The sequence below is a fragment of the Marivirga salinae genome, from assembly GCF_030503855.1.
Lineage (GTDB): Bacteria > Bacteroidota > Bacteroidia > Cytophagales > Cyclobacteriaceae > Marivirga > Marivirga salinarum.
On record NZ_CP129971.1, the window covers coordinates 3,553,530 to 3,579,593 of the forward strand.

Below are 26,064 nucleotides of genomic sequence, written 5' to 3' on the forward strand. Positions count from 1 at the left end.
TTCTTCTGTTTATGGTCAGGCATCAATAAGCAATAATGATCTGAACTTATGTATTGGGTCAGGTTATTCTTCTTATCCAGATATAACGATCCAAGAAACAAATGATTCGGATTTTGCAGTTTCGTCTGGAATAGTCTACGTAAGGATCGAATTGCCCTCAAATTTCGAATTTAATACCTCAGTTGGTAATATCACTTTTGCAGATCCAAATTCGGATTTTAGCGTTACCCCCGCTGCAAGCTATAATGGTACTTCAAATTCCATAGAAATAGCATGGAATGTGGACAATACTATTTCTCGTAATTCAGTTACTTTATTTAACCTTGAAATTAGAGCTGTAGCTGGTGCAGCATCAGGTGACATCAGTAGAACCAGCTCAACTACTGGTACTGACGCAACTATAAATAATGTTCCAGTTTCACCAAGTACTGTTTTTGGAACATTATACGGATATAATGATCCTGCTATAATAGGTGACCCTCTCCCTACACCTGTATGTGAAAATGGCAATACGTCATTCAGTGTAACTACCTCAGATGTTACCTCATATCAATGGCAAGTTGATGAAGGTAGTGGTTTTAGCGACATAACCACTGGAGGTGGAATATACAGTAATTACAATTCTTCCGAACTACTAATTTCAAATGCCCCTCTTGGTATTAGCGGAAACAGTTACCGTGTTGTAGTACAAGGGATTTGCTCGCCTATAGTTACCTCTAACCCTGCGACATTAACAGTAAATCCAATACCTGCTGCACCAACAGTCACTCCCCAGTATCAGGAGTATTGCATAGATGACTTTGCTACATTTGTTTTACCAGTAGCCAGTGGCAGCGGAGGAACTTTTAAGTGGTATGACGATGCTGAACTAAACAATTTAATACACACTGGTCCCGCCACGGCGGACTCAGATATTGGTTTTAATAGTAATAGCACCGGCACCTATACTGCTTATGTAACAGAAACATCTGCACAGGGTTGTGAAAGTGAAGCTACGAAAGTAGATTTATATGTTAAATTACCTCCTAATGATAGTCCAAGTCTCAATCCAACTCCTACTACAACTTCTCCTTCTGCACCTTCAGTTTGTGATGGTGGACAATTGACTTTTACAATTAACACTGCATATTCCTTCAATTCGTATCAATTGATCGATGAATCAGAAAATCCACTAAGTGCAATTGTGAACGGTAATGGGGCGAGCTTAGACATTACTAGTCTTCCCTTTAACAGAAGTACTTTAGGTTCAAGTGAATTAGTAAGAGTAAGAGTAACTCGTAATGATACTGGTTGCTCTGTTATTTTGCTCGACTCTCCTAATCGTAATACCATTACAATAAATGCCCCTCCTGTTGTTGCTCTAAATAGTGATGACTTAGATAATACCATCTGCAGTGGTAGCCCTATAGAATTCACAGCAAGTGGAGCTAATGATACTTATGAATTTTTTGTGAATGGAGCTTCTGTTCAAGGCCCTATTGCTGCAACTAAATACAGTACTTCTTCATTGGTCAATGGTGATCAGGTGACTGTCGTAGGTACAAACACCACAGGATGTTCCGATACATCTGCTCCTATTACTGTTACCGTGCAAAGTCCTCCTGGACAACCTACTATTTCGAGTGCTTCAGCCACAGAATGCTTGGGTACAAGCATTACATTAACATCTTCTGTCGCACCTGGTACAACGGAAGGAACTTACAGATGGTACCAAGATGGTACAGAAGTTATAGGTGAAACTAGCCAAGCTATTGTTCTTAATACAGTAGCTGAATCAGGCAGCTATACTGTAGAAGTAACCAATGGAGACAATACCGCTATTTGTTATAGTGCTCCTTCTATAGCCTTTGATGCTACGATCAATCCTTTACCAACAGTAACCCTAACCAGCTCTGAGGCTGACAATCGTATCTGTGCTGGTGATGCGGTCACCTTCACAGCTTCTGGAGCCACTGATTATGAGTTCTTCGTAGATGGACTGAGCGTTCAGGCCTCAAGTACTACTGCTACCTATACCACCTCTGCTTTAGCTGATGGAGAGGTCGTGACCGTAGAAGGTATTGATGGGAATAGCTGTGTGGCCACATCCTCTGGTATCACCACTTCCGTGGATCCACTACCAACAGTAGTATTAACCAGCAGCGATGCGGATAATGAAATATGTAATGGCGATGCGGTCACCTTCACCGCTTCCGGTGCCACTAATTACGAATTCTTTGTGGATGGGGGTAGTGTACAGGCCTCTAGTACGGATAATACCTATACCACCTCTGCCTTAGCTGATGGAGAGGTCATGACCGTAGAAGGTATTGACGCCAACAGTTGCAGTGCCACAAGCAGCCCTATCAATATGACAGTAAACTCGCTGCCTGTCGTTACCCTATCAGGAAGTGCTACTGAAATATGCGCTGGAGATGCCGTCACCTATACCGCTGGCGGAGCTACCAACTATGAGTTCTTTATTGACGGGATTAGCGTACAAGGACCCAACACCACCGCTACCTATACCACAAGCAGCCTATCCAATGCACAGGTCGTAAGTGTAGAAGGTACGGATGGAAATACATGTTCCGCCACCGCTACTGAAGCAGCCATCACTGTAAACTCTTTACCAACAGTAACCCTAACCAGCTCTGAAGCCGATAATCGTATCTGTGCTGGTGATGCGGTCACCTTCACGGCTTCTGGAGCCACTGATTATGAGTTCTTCGTAGATGGACTGAGCGTTCAGGCCTCAAGTACTACTGCTACCTATACCACCTCTGCTTTAGCTGATGGAGAGGTCGTGACCGTAGAAGGTATCGATGGGAATAGCTGTGTGGCTACATCCTCTGGTATCACCACTACCGTGGATCCACTACCAACAGTAGTATTAACCAGCAGCGATGCGGATAATGAAATATGTAATGGCGATGCGGTCACCTTCACCGCTTCCGGTGCCACTAATTACGAATTCTTTGTGGATGGGGGTAGTGTACAGGCCTCTAGTACGGATAATACCTATACCACCTCTGCCTTAGCTGATGGAGAGGTCGTGACCGTAGAAGGTATTGACGCCAACAGTTGCAGTGCCACAAGCAGCCCTATCAATATGACAGTAAACTCGCTGCCTGTCGTTACCCTATCAGGAAGTGCTACTGAAATATGCGCTGGAGATGCCGTCACCTATACCGCTGGCGGAGCTACCAACTATGAGTTCTTTATTGACGGGATTAGCGTACAAGGACCCAACACCACCGCTACCTATACCACAAGCAGCCTATCCAATGCACAGGTCGTAAGTGTAGAAGGTACGGATGGAAATACATGTTCCGCCACCGCTACTGAAGCGGCCATCACTGTAAACTCTTTACCAACAGTAACCCTAACCAGCTCTGAAGCCGATAATCGTATCTGTGCTGGTGATGCGGTCACCTTCACGGCTTCTGGAGCCACTGATTATGAATTCTTCGTAGATGGACTGAGCGTTCAGGCCTCAAGTACTACTGCTACCTATACCACCTCTGCTTTAGCTGATGGAGAGGTCGTGACCGTAGAAGGTATTGATGGGAATAGCTGTGTGGCCACATCCTCTGGTATCACCACTTCCGTGGATCCACTACCAACAGTAGTATTAACCAGCAGCGATGCGGATAATGAAATATGTAATGGCGATGCGGTCACCTTCACCGCTTCCGGTGCCACTAATTACGAATTCTTTGTGGATGGGGGTAGTGTACAGGCCTCTAGTACGGATAATACCTATACCACCTCTGCCTTAGCTGATGGAGAGGTCGTGACCGTAGAAGGTATTGACGCCAACAGTTGCAGTGCCACAAGCAGCCCTATCAATATGACAGTAAACTCGCTGCCTGTCGTTACCCTATCAGGAAGTGCTACTGAAATATGCGCTGGAGATGCCGTCACCTATACCGCTGGCGGAGCTACCAACTATGAGTTCTTTATTGACGGGATTAGCGTGCAGGGACCCAACACCACCGCTACCTATACCACAAGCAGCCTATCCAATGCACAGGTCGTAAGTGTAGAAGGTACGGATGGAAATACATGTTCCGCCACCGCTACTGAAGCGGCCATCACTGTAAACTCTTTACCAACAGTAACCCTAACCAGCTCTGAGGCCGATAATCGTATCTGTGCTGGTGATGCGGTCACCTTCACGGCTTCTGGAGCCACTGATTATGAGTTCTTCGTAGATGGACTGAGCGTTCAGGCCTCAAGTACTACTGCTACCTATACCACCTCTGCTTTAGCTGATGGAGAGGTCGTGACCGTAGAAGGTATTGATGGGAATAGCTGTGTGGCCACATCCTCTGGTATCACCACTTCCGTGGATCCACTACCAACAGTAGTATTAACCAGCAGCGATGCGGATAATGAAATATGTAATGGCGATGCGGTCACCTTCACCGCTTCCGGTGCCACTAATTACGAATTCTTTGTGGATGGGGGTAGTGTACAGGCCTCTAGTACGGATAATACCTATACCACCTCTGCCTTAGCTGATGGAGAGGTCGTGACCGTAGAAGGTATTGACGCCAACAGTTGCAGTGCCACAAGCAGCCCTATCAATATGACAGTAAACTCGCTGCCTGTCGTTACCCTATCAGGAAGTGCTACTGAAATATGCGCTGGAGATGCCGTCACCTATACCGCTGGCGGAGCTACCAACTATGAGTTCTTTATTGACGGGATTAGCGTGCAGGGACCCAACACCACCGCTACCTATACCACAAGCAGCCTATCCAATGCACAGGTCGTAAGTGTAGAAGGTACGGATGGAAATACATGTTCCGCCACCGCTACTGAAGCGGCCATCACTGTAAACTCTTTACCAACAGTAACCCTAACCAGCTCTGAGGCCGATAATCGTATCTGTGCTGGTGATGCGGTCACCTTCACGGCTTCTGGAGCCACTGATTATGAGTTCTTCGTAGATGGACTGAGCGTTCAGGCCTCAAGTACTACTGCTACCTATACCACCTCTGCTTTAGCTGATGGAGAGGTCGTGACCGTAGAAGGTATTGATGGGAATAGCTGTGTGGCCACATCCTCTGGTATCACCACTTCCGTGGATCCACTACCAACAGTAGTATTAACCAGCAGCGATGCGGATAATGAAATATGTAATGGCGATGCGGTCACCTTCACCGCTTCCGGTGCCACTAATTACGAATTCTTTGTGGATGGGGGCAGTGTACAGGCCTCTAGTACGGATAATACCTATACCACCTCTGCCTTAGCTGATGGAGAGGTCGTGACCGTAGAAGGTATTGACGCCAACAGTTGCAGTGCCACAAGCAGCCCTATCAATATGACAGTAAACTCGCTGCCTGTCGTTACCCTATCAGGAAGTGCTACTGAAATATGCGCTGGAGATGCCGTCACCTATACCGCTGGCGGAGCTACCAACTATGAGTTCTTTATTGACGGGATTAGCGTACAAGGACCCAACACCAACGCTACCTATACCACAAGCAGCCTATCCAATGCACAGGTCGTAAGTGTAGAAGGTACGGATGGAAATACATGTTCCGCCACCGCTACTGAAGCGGCCATCACTGTAAACTCTTTACCAACAGTAACCCTAACCAGCTCTGAGGCCGATAATCGTATCTGTGCTGGTGATGCGGTCACCTTCACGGCTTCTGGAGCCACTGATTATGAATTCTTCGTAGATGGACTGAGCGTTCAGGCCTCAAGTACTACTGCTACCTATACCACCTCTGCTTTAGCTGATGGAGAGGTCGTGACCGTAGAAGGTATTGATGGGAATAGCTGTGTGGCCACATCCTCTGGTATCACCACTTCCGTGGATCCACTACCAACAGTAGTATTAACCAGCAGCGATGCGGATAATGAAATATGTAATGGCGATGCGGTCACCTTCACCGCTTCCGGTGCCACTAATTACGAATTCTTTGTGGATGGGGGTAGTGTACAGGCTTCTAGTACGGATAATACCTATACCACCTCTGCCTTAGCTGATGGAGAGGTCGTGACCGTAGAAGGTATTGACGCCAACAGTTGCAGTGCCACAAGCAGCCCTATCAATATGACAGTAAACTCGCTGCCTGTCGTTACCCTATCAGGAAGTGCTACTGAAATATGCGCTGGAGATGCCGTCACCTATACCGCTGGCGGAGCTACCAACTATGAGTTCTTTATTGACGGGATTAGCGTACAAGGACCCAACACCACCGCTACCTATACCACAAGCAGCCTATCCAATGCACAGGTCGTAAGTGTAGAAGGTACGGATGGAAATACATGTTCCGCCACCGCTACTGAAGCGGCCATCACTGTAAACTCTTTACCAACAGTAACCCTAACCAGCTCTGAAGCCGATAATCGTATCTGTGCTGGTGATGCGGTCACCTTCACGGCTTCTGGAGCCACTGATTATGAATTCTTCGTAGATGGACTGAGCGTTCAGGCCTCAAGTACTACTGCTACCTATACCACCTCTGCTTTAGCTGATGGAGAGGTCGTGACCGTAGAAGGTATTGATGGGAATAGCTGTGTGGCCACATCCTCTGGTATCACCACTTCCGTGGATCCACTACCAACAGTAGTATTAACCAGCAGCGATGCGGATAATGAAATATGTAATGGCGATGCGGTCACCTTCACCGCTTCCGGTGCCACTAATTACGAATTCTTTGTGGATGGGGGTAGTGTACAGGCCTCTAGTACGGATAATACCTATACCACCTCTGCCTTAGCTGATGGAGAGGTCGTGACCGTAGAAGGTATTGACGCCAACAGTTGCAGTGCCACAAGCAGCCCTATCAATATGACAGTAAACTCGCTGCCTGTCGTTACCCTATCAGGAAGTGCTACTGAAATATGCGCTGGAGATGCCGTCACCTATACCGCTGGCGGAGCTACCAACTATGAGTTCTTTATTGACGGGATTAGCGTGCAGGGACCCAACACCACCGCTACCTATACCACAAGCAGCCTATCCAATGCACAGGTCGTAAGTGTAGAAGGTACGGATGGAAATACATGTTCCGCCACCGCTACTGAAGCGGCCATCACTGTAAACTCTTTACCAACAGTAACCCTAACCAGCTCTGAGGCCGATAATCGTATCTGTGCTGGTGATGCGGTCACCTTCACGGCTTCTGGAGCCACTGATTATGAGTTCTTCGTAGATGGACTGAGCGTTCAGGCCTCAAGTACTACTGCTACCTATACCACCTCTGCTTTAGCTGATGGAGAGGTCGTGACCGTAGAAGGTATTGATGGGAATAGCTGTGTGGCCACATCCTCTGGTATCACCACTTCCGTGGATCCACTACCAACAGTAGTATTAACCAGCAGCGATGCGGATAATGAAATATGTAATGGCGATGCGGTCACCTTCACCGCTTCCGGTGCCACTAATTACGAATTCTTTGTGGATGGGGGTAGTGTACAGGCCTCTAGTACGGATAATACCTATACCACCTCTGCCTTAGCTGATGGAGAGGTCGTGACCGTAGAAGGTATTGACGCCAACAGTTGCAGTGCCACAAGCAGCCCTATCAATATGACAGTAAACTCGCTGCCTGTCGTTACCCTATCAGGAAGTGCTACTGAAATATGCGCTGGAGATGCCGTCACCTATACCGCTGGCGGAGCTACCAACTATGAGTTCTTTATTGACGGGATTAGCGTACAAGGACCCAACACCAACGCTACCTATACCACAAGCAGCCTATCCAATGCACAGGTCGTAAGTGTAGAAGGTACGGATGGAAATACATGTTCCGCCACCGCTACTGAAGCGGCCATCACTGTAAACTCTTTACCAACAGTAACCCTAACCAGCTCTGAGGCCGATAATCGTATCTGTGCTGGTGATGCGGTCACCTTCACGGCTTCTGGAGCCACTGATTATGAATTCTTCGTAGATGGACTGAGCGTTCAGGCCTCAAGTACTACTGCTACCTATACCACCTCTGCTTTAGCTGATGGAGAGGTCGTGACCGTAGAAGGTATTGATGGGAATAGCTGTGTGGCCACATCCTCTGGTATCACCACTTCCGTGGATCCACTACCAACAGTAGTATTAACCAGCAGCGATGCGGATAATGAAATATGTAATGGCGATGCGGTCACCTTCACCGCTTCCGGTGCCACTAATTACGAATTCTTTGTGGATGGGGGTAGTGTACAGGCTTCTAGTACGGATAATACCTATACCACCTCTGCCTTAGCTGATGGAGAGGTCGTGACCGTAGAAGGTATTGACGCCAACAGTTGCAGTGCCACAAGCAGCCCTATCAATATGACAGTAAACTCGCTGCCTGTCGTTACCCTATCAGGAAGTGCTACTGAAATATGCGCTGGAGATGCCGTCACCTATACCGCTGGCGGAGCTACCAACTATGAGTTCTTTATTGACGGGATTAGCGTACAAGGACCCAACACCACCGCTACCTATACCACAAGCAGCCTATCCAATGCACAGGTCGTAAGTGTAGAAGGTACGGATGGAAATACATGTTCCGCCACCGCTACTGAAGCAGCCATCACTGTAAACTCTTTACCAACAGTAACCCTAACCAGCTCTGAGGCCGATAATCGTATCTGTGCTGGCGATGCGGTCACCTTCACGGCTTCTGGAGCCACTGATTATGAATTCTTCGTAGATGGACTGAGCGTTCAGGCCTCAAGTACTACTGCTACCTATACCACCTCTGCTTTAGCTGATGGAGAGGTCGTGACCGTAGAAGGTATTGATGGGAATAGCTGTGTGGCCACATCCTCTGGTATCACCACTTCCGTGGATCCACTACCAACAGTAGTATTAACCAGCAGCGATGCGGATAATGAAATATGTAATGGCGATGCGGTCACCTTCACCGCTTCCGGTGCCACTAATTACGAATTCTTTGTGGATGGGGGTAGTGTACAGGCTTCTAGTACGGATAATACCTATACCACCTCTGCCTTAGCTGATGGAGAGGTCGTGACCGTAGAAGGTATTGACGCCAACAGTTGCAGTGCCACAAGCAGCCCTATCAATATGACAGTAAACTCGCTGCCTGTCGTTACCCTATCAGGAAGTGCTACTGAAATATGCGCTGGAGATGCCGTCACCTATACCGCTGGCGGAGCTACCAACTATGAGTTCTTTATTGACGGGATTAGCGTACAAGGACCCAACACCAACGCTACCTATACCACAAGCAGCCTATCCAATGCACAGGTCGTAAGTGTAGAAGGTACGGATGGAAATACATGTTCCGCCACCGCTACTGAAGCGGCCATCACTGTAAACTCTTTACCAACAGTAACCCTAACCAGCTCTGAGGCCGATAATCGTATCTGTGCTGGTGATGCGGTCACCTTCACGGCTTCTGGAGCCACTGATTATGAATTCTTCGTAGATGGACTGAGCGTTCAGGCCTCAAGTACTACTGCTACCTATACCACCTCTGCTTTAGCTGATGGAGAGGTCGTGACCGTAGAAGGTATTGATGGGAATAGCTGTGTGGCCACATCCTCTGGTATCACCACTTCCGTGGATCCACTACCAACAGTAGTATTAACCAGCAGCGATGCGGATAATGAAATATGTAATGGCGATGCGGTCACCTTCACCGCTTCCGGTGCCACTAATTACGAATTCTTTGTGGATGGGGGTAGTGTACAGGCTTCTAGTACGGATAATACCTATACCACCTCTGCCTTAGCTGATGGAGAGGTCGTGACCGTAGAAGGTATTGACGCCAACAGTTGCAGTGCCACAAGCAGCCCTATCAATATGACAGTAAACTCGCTGCCTGTCGTTACCCTATCAGGAAGTGCTACTGAAATATGCGCTGGAGATGCCGTCACCTATACCGCTGGCGGAGCTACCAACTATGAGTTCTTTATTGACGGGATTAGCGTGCAAGGACCCAACACCACCGCTACCTATACCACAAGCAGCCTATCCAATGCACAGGTCGTAAGTGTAGAAGGTACGGATGGAAATACATGTTCCGCCACCGCTACTGAAGCAGCCATCACTGTAAACTCTTTACCAACAGTAACCCTAACCAGCTCTGAGGCCGATAATCGTATCTGTGCTGGTGATGCGGTCACCTTCACGGCTTCTGGAGCCACTGATTATGAGTTCTTCGTAGATGGACTGAGCGTTCAGGCCTCAAGTACTACTGCTACCTATACCACCTCTGCTTTAGCTGATGGAGAGGTCGTGACCGTAGAAGGTATTGATGGGAATAGCTGTGTGGCCACATCCTCTGGTATCACCACTTCCGTGGATCCGATTCCTAATTTCTCCAACCTCCCAAGTTCAACTACAATCTGTAGTGGGGACCAATTAAACTTCACTCCTACCAGTGATGTTGCTGGAACTGTATTCACTTGGACTGTAAATGCTCCTTTGACTATTACGGGAGAAACTGCCGGTACCGGTACTATTGATGATCTTCTCATTAATAGTGGAAATGCTATTGAAACTGTCACTTACACTCTTACCGCTACCGGACCAGGACCAGAAAGTTGTGCAAATACCACTACTCAAGATTATGTGGTAACTGTCAATCCTACTCCAGTCCTAACCATTACCAACAACGAGGCAATTGTATGTGAAGGAATAGGTGTAGATATTGATTACTCTACCCCTACTTCAGGCGGTGACATCAGTGTTCAAGCAAATTATCCAACTGGTGTAACAGGCAGCATAGATTACAGTACTTTAACTTCATTAGGAGTTGCAGGCACCATAACTGAAAGTTTAGACAACACCACCGATTCACCACAAACAGTTGATTATACATTTACTGTAAGTGGAAATGGCTGTCCTACAAGCAGCGAGACGGTAAGCGTACAAGTAAATCCAACTCCAACGTTTAGCAACTTGCCAACTGTCGCTACAATTTGTAGTGGTCAACAGTTAAGCTTTACTCCAACTAGTAATGTAGCAGGGACTGTATTCACGTGGACTGTAAATGCACCAGCAACAATTACAGGAGAAGCTTCAGGAACAGGTACTATTGATGATGTACTCACCAACACTGGCAACGCAATAGAGACTGTTACCTATACAGTTACCGCTACCGGACCAGGGCCAGAAAGTTGTGCTAATACCACTACTCAAGATTATGTGGTGACTGTAAATCCAAATCCAGTACAAACCATTACCAACAACGAGGCAATTGTATGTGAAGGAATAGGTGTAGATATTGATTACTCCACTCCTACTTCAGGTGGTGACATCAGTGTTCAAGCAAATTATCCAACTGGTGTAACAGGCAGCATAGATTACAGTACTTTAACTTCAATAGGAGCTACAGGCACCATCACTGAAAGTTTAGATAACACCACCGATTCACCACAAACAGTAGATTATACATTTACGGTAAGTGGAAATGGCTGTCCTACAAGCAGCGAAACGGTAAGCGTACAAGTAAATCCTACTCCAACGTTTACTAACCTGCCAGCTACTACTGATATTTGCAGTGGTGAGCAGTTAAACTTCACTCCTACCAGTGATGTTGCTGGAACTGTGTTCACTTGGACTGTAAATGCTCCAGCCACAATTACAGGAGAAGCTTCAGGAATAGGCACCATTGATGATGTACTCACCAACACTGGCAACGCAATTGAAACTGTTACCTATACAGTTACCGCTACCGGACCAGGGCCAGAAAGTTGTGCAAATACCACTACTCAAGATTATGTGGTTACAGTGAACCCTAATCCAGCTCTAACAATAACCAACGCAGCAGAAAACATATGCAGCGGAGCTAATACCGATATTACATTAAGTAGTAACACTGCTAATTATGAAGTAGAAGTAACAAACATCACCTACAATGGTGTAACAGTAAATTCAGGTGACGTTACAATAGGTACAAAATTTTCAACAACGGCTTCAATCCAAGAAGAATTAGAAAACTCAACTGATAATCCTATTGATGTGGTTTATGAGTTTACTATTAGCACTACTGATGGATGTCCTGTCTCGCCAATGCCGCAGACTTCTACAGTTACAGTAGCTCCACGCCCTAACATGTCAATTACAAATGCTTTAACCTCATTTTGTACAGGAGGAAGTACTGATATTACCTTAAATAGCACTGAATCAAATGCAATAATAAAATTAGAAAGCATAACAGGAACGACAGGTATTAGCGGTTTTACATCAGTAGGAGTTACCTTTGCTAATGGAGATAATATTTCAGATGTTTTATTCAATACTACATCAAGTCCAGTTACAATCACCTACAACTTTTCCGTAAGTATTAATGGTTGTGATGATGGCGTAGCTAACTTTTCAACAGATGTAACGGTAAATCCTTTCCCTAATGAACCTACTGCAACTACAATAAATGAATTTTGTGTAGGTGACGCAGCTGCAACTACAAGTGTAAATACAATTACTGGTGTAAATTTAAAATGGTATGAAGATGTTAATTTAAATACTCCATTAGCAACCACTTCTTCTTCACCTTCATTATCAGCATTAAATATAAGTACTTCTTCTGCTGGAAATTTCTCTAGATTTGTGACTCAAACAGACGCAAATACATGTGAGAGTGAACCATTAGAAATTTCTATAGAAATTTATGATGCTCCGGTTTTTGATCCAATTCCTGAAGTAACCAGTGGAAATATTAATGTTTGTGCAGCAGAACTTGTAGATATTGATTTCAGTACATCATCTAGTTCAGATATTATCAGCTGGACAGCTGATAATGATCTTGTAGGGAATTCTTTATCAGGCAATAATTCACTAACATTTCTAACCAAAGCCAATAATACAGCCTCAGCTATAGTAACCACAATTACAGTAGAAGCAACTAACGCTGGATGTAGTACACCTACAACTGAAACCTTCACCATAACTTTAAATCCTACACCAAAAATAAATAATATTTTCCCTCCAATTGAGGTTTGTGAAAATAGTACAATAGATCTTACTACAATAGGACTTACAGCTACGCCTAGTGATGGTACATTTACATTTGATGGTCCTGGGATAAATGGAAGTGATTTTGAAGCTACTTCAGCTGGATTAGGTATAAAAGAAATTGATGTTACTTATACAACTCTTGATAATTGTTCAAGTACTAAAAGTATTAATTTATTTAATGTTGTAGAACAACCTAGTGCTGACTTAACATCCAACACTACAACTGAAATCTGTGAAACTGAAACCCTTGACCTAGTTGCAACTATTTCCGGTGGGGCTTCTAGTGGTACTTGGACTATTACTGGTGGAAACACAATCGGTTCGATTAGCAGCACTACTAACAATAGTGGTAATTGGACGGCTGAATTCACACCTTCTGGAACTAACTTTGGACAAGTAACGGCCCAATTTGAAGCAGCTACTGCCAATAGCTGTGCTTCTGAGTTTGAAACTTTTGTTTTTGATGTATTCGAAAATCCTACAGCTACCATTCCAGCTAATTTCAATACTTGTGGAGATGCTAGTTTTAATCTTAATGCTAGTTTAGGTGGAGCTGCTAATGATGGCCAATGGACTGTCTTAACTAATGGTAATGCAGCAAATTTATCTGGTTCTAGTTCCGTATTTGGCGTCACCTCTGATACATATACTCCTGATGCCGCAGATTATTCCTCTACAATTACTTTCCAGTTTGAAGCTTTCGATCCGGCAGCAGGTCCTTGTGGAAGTACTATATATACTGTTGATGTTACAATTGATAAACCTGCTGGTATTGCGATCACAACTGCTCCTGCAAATGTTTGTCAGAATCAAACTATCACCATTTCCGGAGAATTTTCTGGATCGGCTACTAGTGCCTCTTGGTCAGAATCTGGCTTTGGATCCTTATCCAATATAAGTACTGTAGGTAATACCGTTACAGCTGATTACAATCCGACTTCTGCCGACATAGGAAACACAGTTACTTTCACCCTAAGCACTAACAATCCGAGTAATACTTGTAACAGTATAAGTGAAACAATTGATTTTGTAATCGATGCTCCTGCGCAAGCTTCAATAACCACTTCCAACACTGAAATATGTGAAACTGAAACCCTAGATCTTGTTGCTTCTATTTCAGGTGGAGCTGACAGCGGTACTTGGTCCATTGTAGGTGGTAACACTATTGGTAGTATCGGAACAATTACAAACGCGGGTAGTGATTGGACCACTACATTTACTCCTTCTGGTACTGACTTCGGACAGGTTACAGCCCAATTTGAGGCTTCTACTTCTAATAATTGCTCTTCAGTAATAAAAACCTTTGTTTTTGATGTATTTGAAAATCCTACGGCTAGTATTCCAGCTAACTTTAATACTTGTGGAAATGCTAGCTTTGATCTTGATGCTACTTTAAGTGGATCTGCTGTTGATGGACAATGGACTGTCACTAATAATGGAATTATAGATAGTCTCTCTGCCTCTACTACATCAGGTGGAATTACTTCTGCTACTTATACTCCTGCTCCTGGAGATTATAATGCTGTTATTACATTCCAATTTACTGCTATCGATCCTAACACAAGTGGCCCTTGCGGGAATACCAATTATACTGTGGATGTGACTATTGACGAGCCTGCTGAAGTTGCTATTACAACTGCTCCAGCGAATGTATGCCAAAATCAACCTATCTCACTTTCTGGCAACTACTCTGGATCTGCTTCTTCAGCTAGTTGGTCTATAACAGGTGGCGCTAACACTTTCTCCAGTACCAATATTGATAATCCTACTAAAACTGTCACTGCGGTTTATAACCCTACCAATGATGATGTAGGAAATACCATTACCTTCACACTGACTACAGATGATCCTGCTAATACTTGTGGGCCTGTATCTGAAATTGTTGAATTTATCATAGAGGAAGTTCCAAGTGCCAACATAACGACTTCAACTTCTGAAATATGTCAAACTGAAACCCTTGATCTTGTCGCTACTATTTCAGGCGGAGCTTCCAGTGGTGATTGGACAATTACCAATGGTGGTACCATTGGCACTGTATCAAGTACTATAAACAACAGTGGTAATTATACAGCTACATTTAGCCCTTCCGGTACTGACTTCGGGCAGGTAACTGCTCAATTTGAAGCTACTACTACCAATAGCTGTGCTTCCGAATTTGAAACTTTCGTCTTCGATGTATTCGAAAATCCTACGGCTAGTATTCCAGCTAACTTTAATACTTGTGGAGATGCTAGCTTTAATCTTGATGCTACTTTAGGCGGTTCTGCTAATAATGGAGAATGGACTGTTTTAACTAACGGTAATTCAGCAAATTTAACTACTTCAACAACAACTAGTGGAGTAACTACTGCCAACTATACTCCTGATGCTAGTGATAATAATAATACAATTACATTCCAATTTGAAGTATTTGACCCAGTGACTGGTCCGTGTGGTAATAACACTTACACTGTGGATGTAACTATTGATGAACCAGTTGAAGGTACTGTTACCTCAACAGCTTCAGCAGTATGTATTTCAGAACCCATTACGCTTGCTGGTACAACTAATACCAGTACATCAACTGGACAATGGGTTATTCAAACAGGTCAACCCGATCCTGACGCTGAAACTTCTGGTTCTTTATCCACTACTTCGAACAATAGTGGAAGTTATGAAGCGACTTTCACACCTGATGGCACATATTTTGGAGATGTGATTTTTGAATTTATTGCTCAATCAAATTCAAGCTGTGCAAATGATATTAAAACGAAGACTATTAAAGTTAGAAATTTACCTGCTGTTGCTGATCAAGCTTATGCATTCTGTGAAGTTGGCATCGGAAGTGGAAATATTGAGCTTGACTTGACAGCATATAATGGAGATATAAACAATGAAAATGGAGTTACTATTGAATGGTTTACTAATAGTGGCCTCACAAATGCTGTTGTTAATGAAACCTCTGAAACTGTTAATAATAATTCAACTTATTATGCGAAAGTCACTTTAAATTCAACGAATTGTTTTGATAAGGCAAGAGTAGATTTTACTGTTGACCCTCAAATCATATTAGATGCTGGCTCAAATGAAGAAATTTGTGATGGGGAATCTCTTGATTTATCTACCATATCAACTCCGCCAAGTCAAAGTAAAGCAGATAACCTAAGTTGGACTTCTAGTGGAGACGGAACATTTGATTTTCCAAACTCATTAACACCAATTTATACTCCAGGTTCGACCGACCTAGCAAATAGCCCAATAACACTAACATTAACTGGGTCAAATTCTGGGCAATGTAATGATGAATTTGATCAATTAACTTTAGAGATTAAGCCTGTGCCTGTTATCTCGGCTATCTCCAATGTTAACAAATGTTCTGAAGAATTTGTATCAATTCCTGTTACCACCGATCTGAGTGATGTGAATCTTAGTCTTTCAACAGATTCGGATGCAAGTTTTGTTTTTGATAATGGACCAGTATTAAATGGAAATAATATTGAATTCACAACAGCCATCAATACTGCCTCCGTTGATTACACCTCAACTATTACAGTAAATGCAGAGAAAAATGGATGTTCAAGCTCAATAACTTTTGATGTAACCTTAAAATTTAAACCTGTTGTTTCACCAGAATCAGATCTAGTTTTATGTTATCCAAGCACCGTTAATCCGATTAGTTTCACTGATGACACTGGAGGTTTAAGTGATTTCAGTTGGGAAATTACAAATCCAGATCTAATTGGAGATGGCACATCAACTACAGGAACTGATGATTTTCCTGGTTTTGATTTAGCTGATAACCTAACTGGAGCACCTGTTGAAGGTTATGTGAAATATTACAGCGAATATAATGGATGTTTAAGTGAAGTAGATTCATTTAAAATCACTTCAAACCCTAGGCCAGTTATTCAAAATTCAGATATAACTTTCTGTGCAGGCGAAGAAGGAGTTAATATTACATTCTTAGATAATGTTACAGCGAATACGGAATTCGATTGGGAAATAATAAATAGTAATAATACCGTAGGGATCAACGACCTTTCTGGAACTGATGATTCAACTATTACTACAAATGGATTTACGGCAATAAATAATTCTTCAACTTCTGATAATACAGCAATAATAGAGGTTACCTCTTATTTATTAGATGGGTTCGGAAATCGTATTTGTGCCGGAGACCCAAGCGTGTTTAATGTAACAGTTTTGGCTAATCCAGAGTTAACAAACCCTAGCTTTGATGAAGCCACATGTTCAAATGTAACCTATGAATTTATTCCAGAATCTAGTGTACCAACTTCGGATTTTATTTGGTCAATAGATACTGCTGCAAGCGATGATTTATCAAATATTGAAGGTTTAATTGCTAGCGGTACTGGTGATTTAGAGCTTGATTTAGTAAATATCTCTGGTGTAAATCAAGATATAGTTTATACCATTACACCATTAAATAACAATTGTGATGGAATTAGTGAGCAATTGACATTAACTGGTTGCTCCAGAAATTAAATATGACAACATTCCAACTACTTACGCAGTATGTAGTAATGAGTTTTTTGAAATACCGATAACATTAGCTAACAATCTTAATAATGTAGAATTTGACTGGTCAGTTGAAACAAATAGCTCTGGAGCGGTAAATGGAACTGGCACCGTTGTTAGTGGAACTTTAACAAACTCTATTTCTGGAGAAAATGACACTATTGAATATACTGTAAGTTCTAGATTTATTGATGGAAGTTGTAATGGTGAAACAGCAACAATTAATGTAGTTGTATTTCCTAATCCTATAGTTAACATACTTTCAGTAGAAGATATTTGCCAAGATGAAAGTATAATTGTGGAAGCCCAATTATTAAATGGGGCATCAAGTGGCTCTTGGAGTGGTGGTGATGGAAATTTCACTTCAACAAACTCTCAAGTAACTACCTATACACCTGATCCAAGTGAATATGGATCAATTGTAACCTTAACTTATACAGCTAACGATCCTGATGGATCAGGACCATGTAACACGGCATCAGATGCTATTAGCTTTACAGTTAACACCCTACCTACCGTAGGAATTACAGGTGATCCATTCCCTAATGGTTTATATTGTGTTAGAAATGGATTAGAAGAACTAACCGGAACACCTGCTGGAGGAGTTTTTACCGGTAGAGGTGTAGTCGATAATGGTGATGGTACTTTTGATTTCGACCCAAATGCAGCAACTGTTGGTGGTCCATACACTATAACATACACATATGAAAATGCAAATGGATGTTCGAATATTGCTGAAACTGTTGTGGAAGTAACGAATGGACCAATTTCAAGTTTTGATATAGAAACTGATGATAGTAATAACTACTTCTGCTCAAATGCCATTCTAGAACTTGAACCAGATGATCCAAATGGTGATTTTACTGGGAATGGAATAGAAGTTATCGGAGGTATTACATATTTCAATGCTGCCTCTGCAGAATTAGCTGGACAAGACACAGTTGAAATCACCTATTCAGTAACTGAAAGTGCTACTAGCTGCACAGCCACAACAACAAAAAGAATAATCAGAATTCCAGAACCAGAAATTACAATCGAATATCAAAACTTGTGTGATGTTGATAATGCTGTTCAAATTTTGATTAACCCTGGTTATAATAACGATCAAGATTCACTAGTTTCATACCAGTTAGAATATGAGAATGCTCCTAATAGAATATATGAGGTAGGTCAAATTGAACAGTTTAATTCACCAGGAACAAAAGAAATTACGGTAATAGGAACTACATTTCTAGGATGTACATTTGAATCAACTACTACAATTAATGTGGGTAACATCCAATCTGTAGACTTCTCTTTCAGTAATACAAAAACAAGTAGCTCAGGAGAAGAACCTACTCAGTTTAACAATGAAAGTTTTTTAGATGGAGTAAATTCAATTACTTCTTATAAATGGGATTTTGGCATAGAAGGAAGCAATACCGACACATCATCAATGGCAAACCCTACATTCAATTTTGAAGTTGCAGGTACATACAGTGTTCAATTAATTATAGAAAGTTCACTTGGTTGTACTGATTCAATCCGCAAAAATGTTGCAATCGTGCCAGCCATTAGTTCCTATCCATATTATGAAACTTTTAATAGCAATTCTGGAGGATGGACGACCAAAAATATCATCAAGGATAGCTTAAGTTCATGGACTTATGGAACATCAAATGGGGCATTTGAAGGTAAAAATGACAACCAAAATCCAGGTTATTTCTGGAAAACAGCTGCAAATGGAGAATTTGGGTATTACCAAAATGAAAATTCATTCTTAGAAGGTCCGTCATTTGACTTAACATCCTTAGAAAAACCAATGATTGCATTTGATATGTGGTTAGATGTAGACGATAGTTTTAGAGCTGGTGCAACCTTAGAATTCTCTACTGATGGCGGTAATAGTTGGAATATTTTCGGTGAGTTAGAAGATGAATTAAACTGGTACAATACTTCTAATATTTCGCCTATTGGTGGTACTAATTCTAACCCTTTAAACTATGCGTGGTACTTCATAGCTGAAGAAAGAAATTGGATCAGAGTGGCACACGTGATAGATGAATCGGAAATCAGTAATTTAGAGTCCGTCAAGTTCAGAATTAACTTTAAAGGAACTCTACTTAACAGTAATCCGTCTGGAATGGCTATAGATAATTTTTATGTTGGCGAAAGACAAAAACTAGTATTGCTTGAGAACTTTACTAATTTGAATGCAGATAATTATATAAATAATAGATCTAGTGTTCAAAATTTAATGAACACTAAAATTGCTAATGATGTGTTACCACTTAATTTCCATATCTCAATGCCATTTCCTGATTCGGTAAACTTTAGAAATTCTGTAGAATTAGACTCTAGAGCAAGCATCTACAGTATTGATGAAAGTCCTAAATTAGTTATTGATGGAGAGATTTTCAATGAAAATATATTTGAAGGCAATGTGTTAAATAATAGTTTATTGCAGAAAGTGACGAGAAGATCATTACTTGAACCAAGTGAATTAATTGATATTTCAATAGATAATGCAGCTGATAAACACACAATAAGTTTTAATGCAACTTTAAAACCAAATCAAGAAACTACTAAAAATCTAAAAGCGTATTTCTTCATTGTTGAAAAATCAACCAATAAAGGTAATGAGCTCAAAAATATTGTTAGAAAGATTTTACCAAATATAAACGGCTTTAACTTAAATGATCTATCTGAACCTTCAACTAATAATTATCAGTGGGCTGTAGAATCTATATATACTAATGAGGAACTGGCAATTATTTCTATAGTGCAGGATAGAAATACTAATAAGATTTTGGAAATAAAAGTTAATGATATTAATCAACCGAAATATCAGAATACGATAACAAATGTGAAAAACGGATTCGAATCTTTAGGAATAAATGTGTATCCTAATCCAAGCAGAGGAGAAGTCCAGATGATTTTCAATAAAGAATTAAATTCTGACTTGAAAATATTTATTCTGGATTCAAATGGTAAAATAATCCAAAATACGAAGATTAAGAAAGGTTCTTTAAAAGCAGAATTAAATTTATCTGGTCTTGCTTCTGGTGTCTATCATATCATTTCTAAAGATTCAGATGGGAAATTGAATAGACAAAAAATTGTAATTATCGATTAAGTAGATTAATTAATAAAAATCATGCGTTTTTTTTAAACCATCTTTTTATACTGGCGTTATTTCAACAAAAATATTTTATTTTGTTAATAATCACCGATAATAAAAGCTAAGTTTTATTAAAGTAATTTTTTACTTAATTTCGTGAATTATTAAACCATTGTTTCAACATTTAATATAATTAAAATATACATGTCAGATCACGCAAAATTATCATACGCAGGAAAAGATTACGACTTGCCAGTAGTTGAAGGTACGGAAAAAGAAATAGCAGTTGATATTAGTAAACTCAGAGCTGATTCTGGACTTATTACGATCGATCCAGGTTTTAAAAATACAGGATCTACTAAAAGTGCGATAACTTTTTTGAATGGTGAAGAGGGAATTTTAAGATACAGAGGTTATTCTATTGAAGAATTAGCAGAAAAATCATCTTTCATTGAAGTTTCTTATTTGTTGATTTATGGCGAATTACCAACAAAATCTCAATTAGAGAATTTTCAAAATGAAATCACTACTCATACCTTAGTTCATGAAGATATCAAAAAAATATTAGACGGTTTCCCTTCTAATGCTCACCCAATGGGCGTTTTATCTTCATTAGTGTGCTCTTTAACTGCTTTTTATCCTGAGTCACTTGACCCTAATAGATCATCTAAAGAAGTTGATTTAAGCATAATTAGAATATTAGCTAAAATGCCAACTTTTGCAGCTTGGGCTTATAAAAATCAGGTGGGTCATCCTGTTAATTATCCTGATAATGAATTGGATTATGATTCAAACTTCTTGAAAATGATGTTTGCATTGCCTGCTGAAAAATATAAAGCAAATCCAGTTGTAGCTAAAGCTTTAGATACTTTATTAATTCTGCATGCTGATCATGAACAAAACTGCTCTACTTCTACTGTAAGAGTAGTAGGAAGTTCTCAAGCAAGTTTATACGCTTCAATATCTGCAGGTATAAATGCCCTTTGGGGACCTTTACATGGTGGTGCTAACCAAGCAGTTTTAGAAATGTTGGAGCAAATCGAAAAAGCAGGTGGAGATACTGCTAAGTTTATTGCTAAAGCAAAAGATAAAAATGATCCATTCCGCTTAATGGGATTTGGTCACAGAGTTTATAAAAACTTCGATCCAAGAGCTAAAATCATCAAAAAAGCAGCTGATGATGTATTAGATCAATTAGGTGTTGATGATCCATTATTGAATATTGCTAAAGAATTAGAAGAAATAGCATTGAAAGATGAATATTTTGTTGAGAAAAAGCTTTACCCTAATGTGGATTTCTATTCTGGTATTATTTACAGAGCAATGGGAATTCCAACTGAAATGTTTACCGTGATGTTTGCTTTAGGACGTCTTCCTGGCCGGATCGCTCAATGGAAAGAAATGAGAGAAAACAATGAGCCTATCGGAAGACCAAGACAGGTTTACACTGGAGAAAACTTAAGATCATACGTTGATCTAAGCAAAAGATAATAATTAGTCATTTAAGATATTTTTAAAGTCAATCTATGATTATAGGTTGACTTTTTTAATTTTACAGGAATTTTAAAAAAATATTCAAAATACAACTATGAGTTTACAAGAAGATTTCAAAAAAGCAGCAGAACGTTCAAAAACAGACATTAAAGATAGACCTTCAAATGAAGATTTATTGAAACTATATGCTTTATATAAGCAAGGAGATGAAGGAGATGTAACTGGAGAAAAACCAGGTGGTTTTGACTTCAAAGCTATTGCTAAATTTAATGCTTGGGAAGAGTTAAAAGGGAAACCTTCTGAGGAAGCTATGAAAGAATATATTGAGTTAGTTAATAAATTAGCAAACGCATAATTAAACTATATTGCTACAATCTGAAAAAGATATTTTCCTAAACAAAATAGCACAAACATCTCCATTTCCATTTTTATTAGAAGTGGAAAGTGCGAGTGGAATATACTTACATACCACTGATGGAAAATCCTACATGGATCTTATTTCAGGTGTAGCTGTTAGCAACCTAGGACATCAACACCCAAAAGTGATGGATGCCGTGAAAAAACAATTGGAGAAACACATGCACATCATGGTTTATGGTGAGTATGTGCAATCTTCAGTTAATGAATTAGCCAAAATACTTACGGATAACCTTCCAAAAGATCTCAATAGTGTTTATTTCTGCAATAGTGGCGCTGAATCAATTGAAGGTGCATTAAAATTAGCTAAAAGAGTTACGGGAAGAACAGAATTACTTTCATTTCGAGGAGCCTATCATGGAAGTACTCATGGTGCTTTAAGTATCTCCTCCAACGAAAAGAAAAAATACAGATTCAGACCTCTCCTACCCGATGTCGGTTTCTTGAGGTTAAATAATTTCGAAGATTTAAATCTTATTACTGAAAGAACAGCATGCGTGGTGATCGAATCCATACAAGGAGATGCAGGTATCAGAATCCCACAACAGCAATTTCTACAAGCATTACGCAAAAAATGCACTGAGAAGGGTGCAATGCTAATTATGGATGAAATTCAATCAGGAATAGGTAGGACAGGAAAACTTTTTGCTTTCGAGCATTTTGGTGTTGAACCTGATATTTTATGTACTGCAAAAGCACTTGGCGGTGGATTACCTTTAGGTGCTTTTATTTCCAATAAAGACCATATGGATTTGTTTACCAAAAATCCTATGTTAGGCCACATCAACACTTTTGGTGGAAATCCTATGAGTTGTGCAGCAGCAGTGGCTACCATAAAAGTGATTTTGGAAGACAATTTCTTAAATGAAGTAGAAAGAAAGGGAGCCAAATTTGAAAAACTAATTAATCACACAGCTATAGTTGAAGTCAGAAGAAAAGGAATGATGTTTGCCTTTGAATTTGAAAATGAAGAAATTGTAAGCAAGATAGTTCAGGAATGCATAAATAATGGCGTTATCTGCTTCTGGTTTCTCTCATGCCCTGATAGCTTTAGGATAGCTCCTCCCCTTACTATAAATGATGAAGAGATTGAAAAAGCTTCTGTGATCATCAATGATGCCATAGAAAAAGCTGTTAACTGAAAAAAGCAATTCTATCAATCTTAAATAATCATTACATTTACTAAATGACCGAACAAAGTATTTTTAAGGCATATGATGATGAACAACTTGAAAAGTTATTAGAAAATCTTCATCACCAATATGGAAGTTCGGAATATGACAGTTCAAAACATCAACTCTCTTTCCCTGAGAAATCACAAATTTCAGTCCGACTACCATTTAGTTTCAACTACAGGGATAAACAAATAGATCAATCAAATTTCCTTATCATTTTAATACATTCAGGAGAAGCTGCCTTGGCATATTCTGAAGAAGATCAAATAGTGGAACATAAAAACATGAAAGCTTATATGGTCCGGCAAAAGCAAGGTAAAAGTCAAATTAAATATCTCAAAACTAGAGGTAAATCTAAGGCTGGATCAAGAGTGAGACTTGCAGGGACTGATCATTTCTTCGAAGAAATCAATGATAAAATAGCTGAGTGGGACGAGTATTTTGAAATCGATAAAATAGCTATTAGCTGCAATAAAACTTTACAACCTTATTTTTTCAATAGACCCGATGCTGCATTACAAAAAGATGACCACAGACTATTTAAAATCCCTAAACATATACAAGAAGCCAATTTTGAGAATTTAACTTCTATACACAACTATCTTATAAAAATGGAGTTAAAATTTGATGATTCTGATAAAGAATTCATCAAAAATATAATTTATGAAATAGATAATGAGTAAAAAAATAAATTGGAAAAAAGAGGCCATTAGCTGGGGAGTAATGATAGCCATATTTGGAACTTTATACTTTACTGGCTGGCATACACCTGTAATGGGTAAAATTCAATCATGGTTTTTGGCTACTCACATTTTCACTCCTTCCATTGAAGAAGAAGAAGAAAACATTATACCATTTAAATTTGATGGAGAATTAATTACTCCTGAAGGAAAAACCATCGCTTATAATGAGCTCAAAGACAAAACGATTTTCATAAATTATTGGGCTACCTGGTGTCCTCCTTGTTTGGGTGAAATGCCGCACATAGAAAAGCTTTATAAACAATTAAAGGATAATCCTGATATTATATTTTTAATGGTTTCAAAAGATAATGACTTCAATAAAGCCATAAAATTCAAAGCTAAAAAAGAATATGAATTACCCATCTTTCAAGAATTAGAGAGCCCTTCTCAATTAGAATCTCAAATATTACCCACCACTTTTGTGATTAAGAATGGTGAAATTGCTTTCCGAAAAGAAGGAATGAGTAACTTCAATACTGAAGATTTTAAAAGCTTCTTAAGAGGAAATTAGATTTTCGAAAATTTCAGAATTAATTCAATGCCAAATTGGTTTATAGGGTTAAACACCTTATTTTAGGAAGATTATTTTAAAATCTTGTAAATTTAAATGAGATGCATTGGTTAAAGAAAATCGGTTATTTTAGTGCTTTTATAATTCCATCCTTAACCATTTTAGGTTTTTATTTGGGTGGAATTGCCAATTTAGCCACTTTAATTTTTGTATATGCACTCATCCCTGCAATAGATGCCGCAGTTGGTAGAGATCACAGTAATATACCGAAGGAAGCTGTAAAATCTGTTGGGAATGATTTCTATTATAGATTTATCACCTATTGTTGGACTTACTTTCAACTAACTTTTTTAATTTGGGCAGTTTGGGTAGCTTCTACGAATACCTTAACAATTTTTGAATGGATAACATTTACTATTGCCGTTTCCCTTTCTACAGGAGGAATTGGGATCACTGTTGCGCATGAACTAGGTCATAAAAAATCCAAACTCGAAAGGTTTTACAGCAAAGTACTTTTAATGACTGTCAGTTATATGCACTTCTATATTGAGCATAATAAAGGTCATCATGTGCGTGTATCCACTCCAGAAGATCCAGCCACTAGTTGTAAAAATGAAAGCTTTTATGCATTTTGGTGGAGATCTGTCACTAAAGGATATTTAAGTGCATTGGAAATAGAAAATAAGAGTTTGGAAAGAAAAGGTAAATCAAAGTTTTCTATCCACAACCAAATGATCTGGTTTACTCTCCTACCTTTTATTTTTGCAGCTGCTTTAACTTTAGGAGTAAGTTTAGTAATTGGTCAATTTACATGGATTCCTTTCGCCTTCTTTTTTGCGCAAAGCTTTTTAGCATTTTCTCTTTTAGAGGCAGTTAATTATGTAGAGCATTACGGTTTAAGAAGAAAGAAAATTGATAAAAATAGATATGAAAGAGTAGAGCCACATCATTCATGGAATGCCAACCATATGGTAAGTAATTTCTTTCTGTTTCAACTTCAAAGGCATTCAGATCATCATTTTAATGCTATAAAACGATATCAAGTGTTAGATGATTATGAACATGCCCCGCAACTTCCAGCCGGATATCCTACCATGGTTTTATTAGCACATATTCCACCATTATGGTTTAAGATAATGAATCCAAAACTGCAACAATGGAATAATCTTAAATCTGCTTAAGAAGAT

9 protein-coding genes are annotated in these 26,064 nt (G+C 40.2%); 8 read left to right on the plus strand and 1 reads right to left on the minus strand.

What is annotated here, in order from left to right; translation table 11 throughout:
* The first annotated feature begins 151 nt into the window (after positions 1-151).
* Positions 152-17,404 (plus strand): beta strand repeat-containing protein, encoded by a 17,253-nt coding sequence (locus tag QYS49_RS14925; protein ID WP_308348401.1) that lies wholly within the window; start codon positions 152-154, stop codon positions 17,402-17,404.
* A 21-nt stretch (positions 17,405-17,425) separates the two neighbouring features.
* On the opposite strand, the gene QYS49_RS14930 is transcribed toward QYS49_RS14925, so the two are convergent.
* Entirely contained in the window at positions 17,426-17,695 is a 270-nt protein-coding gene (locus tag QYS49_RS14930; protein WP_308348403.1) for a hypothetical protein, read from the minus strand.
* A 40-nt stretch (positions 17,696-17,735) separates the two neighbouring features.
* On the opposite strand from QYS49_RS14930, the gene QYS49_RS14935 reads away from it, so the two are divergent.
* The 7 genes from QYS49_RS14935 to QYS49_RS14965 all read left to right on the plus strand — a co-directional run bounded on the left by QYS49_RS14935 (position 17,736) and on the right by QYS49_RS14965 (position 26,058).
* The gene (locus tag QYS49_RS14935; protein ID WP_308348405.1) at positions 17,736-20,552 is read left to right on the plus strand and encodes a T9SS type A sorting domain-containing protein; all 2,817 of its coding nucleotides are present in this window, start codon (positions 17,736-17,738) and stop codon (positions 20,550-20,552) included.
* 189 nt (positions 20,553-20,741) lie between these two features.
* A complete protein-coding gene (locus QYS49_RS14940) occupies positions 20,742-22,028 on the plus strand; it encodes a citrate synthase (protein WP_308348406.1) in 1,287 nt (428 codons plus the stop codon).
* A 97-nt stretch (positions 22,029-22,125) separates the two neighbouring features.
* Entirely contained in the window at positions 22,126-22,386 is a 261-nt protein-coding gene (locus tag QYS49_RS14945) for an acyl-CoA-binding protein (protein WP_308348408.1), read from the plus strand.
* 10 nt (positions 22,387-22,396) lie between these two features.
* Positions 22,397-23,590, plus strand: a complete 1,194-nt coding sequence (locus QYS49_RS14950) for an aspartate aminotransferase family protein (protein ID WP_308348409.1) — start codon at positions 22,397-22,399, stop codon at positions 23,588-23,590.
* Between the two features lie 44 nt (positions 23,591-23,634).
* Entirely contained in the window at positions 23,635-24,306 is a 672-nt protein-coding gene (locus QYS49_RS14955; RefSeq protein WP_308348410.1) for a VLRF1 family release factor, read from the plus strand.
* Complete coding sequence (locus QYS49_RS14960; protein ID WP_308348411.1) at positions 24,299-24,877, plus strand: TlpA family protein disulfide reductase; 579 nt, start codon at positions 24,299-24,301, stop codon at positions 24,875-24,877. Before QYS49_RS14955 ends, QYS49_RS14960 begins: the two co-directional genes overlap by 8 nt.
* Positions 24,878-24,978: 101 nt before the next feature.
* A complete protein-coding gene (locus QYS49_RS14965; RefSeq protein ID WP_308348413.1) occupies positions 24,979-26,058 on the plus strand; it encodes an alkane 1-monooxygenase in 1,080 nt (359 codons plus the stop codon).
* Positions 26,059-26,064 lie beyond the last annotated feature (6 nt).